Raw genomic sequence first — 6,796 nt, 5'->3', positions numbered from 1 at the left:
TCACCGGAGGCCTCCTGATCTGCAACTGTGGCTCTACCGATGCGAGTGTTCACCCGCGATCGGCAACCCACGTCCATTTGCAGCCCGAGGCCTTCGGCCTCGAGTCAGCCTCCATACCGTCTAGCCCCAAGGCCCCCGCGATGGCGGCAGCGGTGGCGAGCTTCTTGACCGCACCCAAGGTGGTGACGGTCCCTGCGGGCTTGGCGAACGGGGTGTTGGTCATCGGCATTTCCTTTCGTGGAGCCACGGTCTTCGTGGTTGGAAAGAGAATCGGGCGTCGGCCTCAACGGATCCTCAAAGCGTCCACTGGTGCGTCGCGACGCACGAATCACGGCTCGGTCCGTCACCTGGAAGGGCGACCCCCGCGGGCCGGCATTTAACGCGAGGTCCACGAACATCTGGCCTGGCCGCAGGTTCCAGCGGATGTCGTGGCCGCCGGCGCGATTGCAATCGAGCTATCAACTACGACATCACCGGAGTCCTCGCCGATCCCGACACCCTTGAGATTCAAGGTGTCAGCGTCTGCGGAGATCGCTTGGGGTACCGCATCTTCGACAACGCGGGACACGTCATCGGCAGAGTCCACCGAAGGCACCTTCCGAAGTGAGTGTTCTGCGAGCTCCGATGCCACCGCCTCAACTGCCTGCTGGCATGTGCATGCATCTGCGCCTCACCGGCCCACAGGTAAGTTACCGAGCCGACCTCGCCGCCATCATCCCGCCGCTCGCCGGGGTGGGTGGCCTTGAAAAGCCCGCCCGCCTCGAAAGCCGCCCTACCAGGCCCTTCTTTGTGCCCCCAGTCGGACTCGAACCGACACTGGGCGGATTTTAAGTCCGCTGCCTCTGCCAATTGGGCTATGGGGGCATGGCCCCTCGCGGGCCGCGCATGAGTTTACGGGCGGCAGCAGAGGTGGCCTGCGCCTGCTCGCGGGGCCGATGACGCCTGCCCACGACCATGCACCCCCGCTGCCCCACCGTGACAGCGGGCGCCTCCGCGTCGGTCTCTAGTAGCCCAGCAGGGCGCCGCGCGACGGCGCCAGGGTGAGCGCCGGCCGGGGGAACCGGTGCCGCGCGCAGGCCTCGTCGATCACGTCGGAGACCGCATCCGAGACCCGCCGCACGATCCACCGCTCGCACCGCCGACCGACATCGAGGTTCGCGAGGCTGATCTGAGTGAGCAGGACGTCATACCGGCGCCGAATCCAGGACATCTCGGCGATCGCCCGGCTCAGCGTCAATGCGCCGACGACGTCGCCGTCCTCGAGTCGGCAATGCAGCCCGACAAGGTCGAGTTCGCTGTGCGCCAACACATCCGACGCCAGTGCACCCACCATCGGCGGCCGCATCGACAAGCACCTGCCGCCGCTCTCGGCTGTGCGCGGCAACCCTGGCGACGTGGCGACTCGACCTCACAACAAACCGCGCCACGTCGACGTTGACGGCCCGTCGCGTCGGCTCCCCGATTCCGTCGCGAGGATGAATGACGATGCGTCCAGGGTCGGTCCCCGCCACCACGGCCTGGGCCAACTCGCCGTCGGTCGTGACGTCGACTGCCAACCGCTCGCGCTGTATCCACTGCCGCACCGGATCGAATCGCAGTAATGCGGCCGGGAGTCTGACAGCGGTTCCCTTGAAACCGTCCCGATACTGCGTGCAGCGGTGAAGGATGGCATGTTCGTCCGCCGACACAAGCGGTTCAGCTTTGGGGCTCGTCGCGTGCTCGGTGCGGGTCAGATGGTCCATCGAGAGCGTCATCCCACAAAGGATCGGTGAGGAACCTGTGGAGAGCCTTTGTCCCAGCGTGATCTTGACTGGCAGCGGGGTGATTCCTGACGCAACGATCCGGCGTCAGTGGGCTATGTTCGGCTATGTGGAGCCACCCCACAGCTACGTTCGGGGCCTGTCCGCTTCGGTGGTCCACCACACGGACTACCTCGAACGTCGCGGCAACCAGGCACTTTGCGGGGCAACGGTCGAGAATGCGACCGAGCTGACCGAAGTCGGCAGTGCGGACACCGTCTGTCCGGACTGTGAGGAGAAGCTGGTCGTCTACCACCTGCAATGGTGGCGCGAGAAGGCGCTGGCGGCCACCGCGGAACTCGAGACGCTACGCACCCAGTACGGCGAGCAAGCGGCCCCAGCGTCAGTCGAGCAGCGCATCCCCGCAGTTGAGCCCGACGAAGCCGAGCCGACGACCCCGCTCGAGCGTGCCCGACGAGAACTCGTTGATCTGTGTAGACAGTTCGACGATGCCGTCCCCTACATTCGCCTGAAGAACACCATGCAGGCGTTCAGCGACCGGCTCGAATCCGACGAGCGGGCGCTTCTTGCCCAGGAGATCGGCAACGACGGCACGCTAATTCGTTGGTCGACAAAGGAAGTCGGGACCCTCGGTCTCCACGTCTCCAACAGCCCCGTTCAAGGGGACTCCGAAGCGACGTGGGACGCGTGGGTTCAGGATCCGTACCCGGCAGCTAAGAAATCCAAGCGGCGATTCGGCCGTGCCCGCTGACCGTCAGCGAGCGTTGACCATCTACACCGTCGTTGTCTTCACGGCGCTGATCGACTGTTTCCTCTTGAACCAGGTACCCACGTTGGTCGAAATCTTCGGCATGGCGTTGGTGATCGGCGCAGGCATCATCGCGATCCGCAAGACCTCGCAAGCTCCATCTGGACAGCCGACGGAATCCGTAAAGGACTATCGCCGCACCGTCAGGAAAGCGCTAAGACCGGTATCAGCTGCCTGAACTGGGGCGATCCTTCTACAGGTCGCCGAAAGCCGGCTGCCCGTAAACGACACGGAGTGTCATGTCCGTCCTGGTGTATATCGCGTTGACGGTGGCGGTCTTCGCCGTCTTCGGCCTGGTTCAGAAGTGGGTCGAGGGGCTGTGATCGACAACGTCGTGGGCCTCGTCCTCGCGGTCCTCATCGCAGTCTTCCTCTTCGCCGCCCTGCTGTTCCCGGAGAGGTTCTGAGTGAGCACTTTGTCTTCCGATACCGCGGGGATCCTCTTCCTCATCTCTCTCATTGTCGGCCTTGCGCTTGTCCACGTGCCCCTGGGCGACTACATGTACCGCGTCTACTCCTCCGAACGCGATCTGCGCGGTGAGCGAATCCTCTACCGACTGATCGGCGCCGCCCCCAAGGCCGAGCAGACCTGGGGTGCCTATGCCCGCAGCGTGCTGGCGTTCTCGGCGGCCAGCGTGCTGTTCCTGTTCATCTTCCAACTCGTGCAGGGCAAGCTGCCGTTGCACCTCAATAACCCCGGCACCGCCATGACCCCGGCGCTGGCGTGGAACACCGCCGTCAGCTTCGTGACCAACACCAACTGGCAGGCCTACTCGGGTGAGTCCACCCAGGGCCACCTGGTGCAGATGGCTGGCCTGGCCGTACAGAACTTCGTCTCCGCAGCGGTCGGCATGGCCGTGGCGATGGTGTTCGTGCGCGCGTTGGCCCGTCGCAACACCTCAGAACTCGGCAACTTCTGGGTCGACCTCATCCGCGGCAGTATCCGAATCCTGTTGCCGCTCTCGGTGATCGGCGCGCTCATCCTCGTCATCGGCGGCACCATCCAGAACTGGGATCTGCACACGCAGGTCGCCACCACCCTGGCCGGCGGGCAGCAGACCATCCCGGGTGGTCCGGTCGCCAGCCAGGAAGCCATCAAGCTGCTCGGCACCAACGGCGGCGGATTCTTCAACACCAACTCCGCGCATCCCTTCGAGAACCCGACCGCGTGGACGAACTGGGTCGAGATCTTCCTCCTGTCGTGCATCGCGTTCTCCCTGCCGCGCACCTTCGGCCGCATGGTCGACAGCCGCAATCAAGGACTAGCGATCGCAGCGGTCATGTCGGTGATCGCGCTGATCAGCATGACGCTTATCGTCACCTTCCAGGTGCAGGCACACGGAACCGTCCCGACCGCAGTGGGATCGGCGATGGAAGGCGTCGAACAACGTTTCGGCGTACCGGATTCCGCGGTGTTCGCCGACCTCACGACGTTGACGTCCACCGGTGCCGTCGACTCGTTCCACGACTCCTACACCAGCCTCGGCGGCATGATCACGCTGTTCAACATGCAGCTCGGTGAGGTCGCACCGGGCGGTGTGGGCTCGGGCCTCTACGGCATGCTGGTGCTGGCGATCATCACCGTGTTCGTCGCGGGTTTGATGGTCGGCCGGACGCCGGAGTACCTGGGCAAGAAGATCACCCCGCGTGAGATCAAGCTCGCGGCAACCTATTTCCTCATCACGCCGCTGATCGTGCTGACGGGCACCGCGGTCGCGATGGCCATGCCGGGACAAAGGGTGAGCATGCTCAACGGCGGGCCGCACGGCCTCTCCGAAGTGCTGTACGCCTTCACCTCCGCCGCCAACAACAACGGGTCGGCGTTCGCCGGCATCTCGGTCAACACCGACTGGTACAACACCGCACTCGGTTTGGCCATGCTGCTGGGACGCTTCCTGCCGATCATCTTCGTGCTGGCCCTCGCTGGTGCACTCGCGAGGCAGGGCAAGACGCCCGATTCCGTCGGCACGCTACCGACGTACCGGCCGCAGTTCGTCGGCATGGTCTCCGGCGTGACGTTGATCCTGGTCGCCCTTACCTTCCTTCCCATGCTCGCGCTGGGACCCCTCGCCGAAGGAATCCACTGATGTCCCTGACCCTTGAGACCGCTGCATCCACTCGGCCGAAACCCAACGTGCCCAGACGTGTTCAAGGGGGCCTACTCGACCTGAGGATGCTCTGGAAATCACTGCCCGACGCGCTGTGCAAGCTCGACCCACGCACCCTGTGGCGCAACCCCGTGATGTTCATCGTCGAGATCGGCGCTGTGTGGAGCACGATTCTCGCCTTCCTCGATCCGTCATGGTTCGCCTGGATGATCGTCGGATGGCTCTGGCTCACAGTGGTGTTCGCCAACCTCGCCGAAGCCGTCGCCGAGGGCCGCGGCAAGGCCCAAGCCGAGTCGCTACGCAAGACCAAGACGGCTACCATGGCGCGCCGCCTCATCGGCTGGTCGCCAGGCTCGTCCGGCCGAGAGGAAGAAGTCGCCGCTCCACTGCTGCAACAGGGCGACATCGTTGTCGTCGAGGCGGGCCAGCCCATCCCCGGTGACGGTGACGTCGTGGAAGGCATTGCGTCGGTCGACGAATCGGCGATCACCGGCGAATCGGCACCCGTCATCCGCGAATCGGGCGGCGACCGCTCGGCGGTCACCGGCGGTACCACCGTGCTGTCCGACCGCATCGTCGTCAGAATCACCCAGAAGCAGGGTGAGAGTTTCATCGACCGGATGATCGCGCTCGTCGAAGGCGCCAACCGGCAGAAGACGCCGAACGAGATCGCGCTGAACATCCTGCTGGCATCGCTGACGATCATCTTCGTCTTCGCCGTCGCCACCCTGCAGCCGCTGGCTATCTACTCCAAAGCCAACAATGCGGGAGTGCCGGAATCGCTGGCGCTCAACGCAAACGGCGTCAGCGGAATCGTGATGGTAGCTCTGCTGGTGTGCCTCATCCCGACCACGATCGGCGCGCTGTTGTCGGCCATCGGTATCGCCGGTATGGACCGTCTGGTGCAACGAAACGTGCTCGCCATGTCGGGTCGTGCGGTCGAGGCCGCGGGTGACGTCAACACCCTCCTGCTCGACAAGACCGGCACCATCACATTGGGCAACCGGCAGGCCGCGGCCTTCGTACCGCTGGCCGGTGTGTCAGCCGAGGCGCTTGCCGATGCCGCGCAGTTGTCCAGCCTCGCCGACGAGACGCCGGAAGGACGTTCGATCGTCGTGTTTGCCAAGCGGGAATACGGCCTGCGGGCCCGCACCCACGGCGAACTGGCCGACGCGACCTGGATCGAATTCAGCGCGACCACCAGGATGTCCGGCGTCGATCTCAACGGTCACAAACTGCGCAAAGGCGCGGCGAGCGCGGTGGCCGAATGGGTGAGGTCCGAAGGCGGGATCGTGCCGACACAACTCGGCGACATCGTCGACGGCATCGCCGCCGCCGGGGGTACGCCGCTGGCAGTCGGCCAGGTAGTCAACGGCACCGCTAAGGTGTTGGGCGTCGTCCACCTCAAGGACGTCGTCAAACAAGGCATGCGGGAACGCTTCGACGAGATGCGTCGCATGGGCATTCGCACCGTGATGATCACAGGTGACAACCCATTGACCGCCAAGGCCATTGCCGACGAAGCCGGCGTCGACGACTTCCTCGCCGAGGCCACTCCCGAGGACAAGATGGCCCTGATCAAGAAGGAACAGGCCAGCGGCAAGCTCGTCGCGATGACCGGTGACGGCACCAACGACGCTCCCGCGCTGGCGCAGGCCGACGTCGGCGTCGCGATGAACACGGGCACCTCAGCGGCCAAAGAGGCCGGCAACATGGTCGACCTCGACTCCGACCCGACCAAGCTCATCGAGATCGTCGAGATCGGGAAGCAGCTGCTCATCACCCGGGGCGCGTTGACAACGTTTTCGATCGCCAACGACATCGCGAAGTACTTCGCGATCATCCCCGCGCTGTTCGTCGCCATGTTCCCCGGCCTGGACCTGCTGAACGTCATGCGGCTGCACAGTCCGCAGTCGGCGATCCTGTCCGCGGTCATCTTCAACGCGGTGGTGATCATCGCGCTGATCCCGCTGTCGCTGCGGGGGGTGCGCTACACGCCCGCGAGCGCGTCGAAGTTGTTGAGCCGCAACCTCTACATCTACGGCCTAGGCGGGATCATCGCCCCGTTCATCGGCATCAAATTGATCGATTTGATCGTCCAACTGTTCCCAGGGATGTGAC

General features: G+C 64.6%; 8 protein-coding genes and 1 tRNA gene. 6 read left to right on the top strand and 3 right to left on the bottom strand.

Features of this window, described 5'->3' with window-relative positions:
- Positions 1-49: 49 nt before the first annotated feature.
- The 3 genes from H7J93_RS16425 to H7J93_RS16415 all read right to left on the bottom strand — a co-directional run bounded on the left by H7J93_RS16425 (position 50) and on the right by H7J93_RS16415 (position 1,345).
- Positions 50-223 carry a hypothetical protein gene (locus tag H7J93_RS16425; RefSeq protein WP_267307352.1) on the bottom strand — a complete coding sequence of 58 codons (174 nt, stop codon included), beginning with the start codon at positions 221-223 and terminating at the stop codon, positions 50-52.
- Between the two features lie 567 nt (positions 224-790).
- Positions 791-864 (bottom strand) — tRNA-Leu (locus H7J93_RS16420).
- Positions 865-1,003: 139 nt separating this feature from the next.
- Entirely contained in the window at positions 1,004-1,345 is a 342-nt protein-coding gene (locus tag H7J93_RS16415) for a hypothetical protein (RefSeq protein WP_267307351.1), read from the bottom strand.
- Between the two features lie 49 nt (positions 1,346-1,394).
- Here H7J93_RS16415 and H7J93_RS16410 point away from each other — a divergent pair, with 49 nt between their 5' ends.
- The 6 genes from H7J93_RS16410 (at position 1,395) to kdpB (ending at position 6,795) form a co-directional block, all read left to right on the top strand.
- A complete protein-coding gene (locus tag H7J93_RS16410) occupies positions 1,395-1,601 on the top strand; it encodes a hypothetical protein (protein ID WP_267307350.1) in 207 nt (68 codons plus the stop codon).
- A gap of 268 nt (positions 1,602-1,869) precedes the next feature.
- Positions 1,870-2,511 carry a hypothetical protein gene (locus H7J93_RS16405; RefSeq protein WP_267307349.1) on the top strand — a complete coding sequence of 214 codons (642 nt, stop codon included), beginning with the start codon at positions 1,870-1,872 and terminating at the stop codon, positions 2,509-2,511.
- Positions 2,512-2,524: 13 nt separating this feature from the next.
- Entirely contained in the window at positions 2,525-2,746 is a 222-nt protein-coding gene (locus tag H7J93_RS16400; RefSeq protein WP_267307348.1) for a hypothetical protein, read from the top strand.
- 126 nt (positions 2,747-2,872) lie between these two features.
- Entirely contained in the window at positions 2,873-2,974 is a 102-nt protein-coding gene (gene kdpF / locus H7J93_RS29275) for a K(+)-transporting ATPase subunit F (protein ID WP_267307347.1), read from the top strand.
- Positions 2,975-2,983: 9 nt separating this feature from the next.
- Positions 2,984-4,654 (top strand): potassium-transporting ATPase subunit KdpA, encoded by a 1,671-nt coding sequence (gene kdpA / locus H7J93_RS16390; RefSeq protein ID WP_267307373.1) that lies wholly within the window; start codon positions 2,984-2,986, stop codon positions 4,652-4,654.
- Positions 4,654-6,795 carry a potassium-transporting ATPase subunit KdpB gene (gene kdpB / locus H7J93_RS16385; protein ID WP_267307346.1) on the top strand — a complete coding sequence of 714 codons (2,142 nt, stop codon included), beginning with the start codon at positions 4,654-4,656 and terminating at the stop codon, positions 6,793-6,795. Before kdpA ends, kdpB begins: the two co-directional genes overlap by 1 nt.
- The last annotated feature ends 1 nt before the right edge of the window (position 6,796 follow it).

Origin of the sequence: Mycobacterium barrassiae (assembly GCF_025822765.1) — a bacterium.
GTDB classification, from domain to species: domain Bacteria; phylum Actinomycetota; class Actinomycetes; order Mycobacteriales; family Mycobacteriaceae; genus Mycobacterium; species Mycobacterium barrassiae.
Note: the sequence above shows the minus strand (reverse complement) of the source record. Positions and strands in the feature narration are given on the sequence as shown.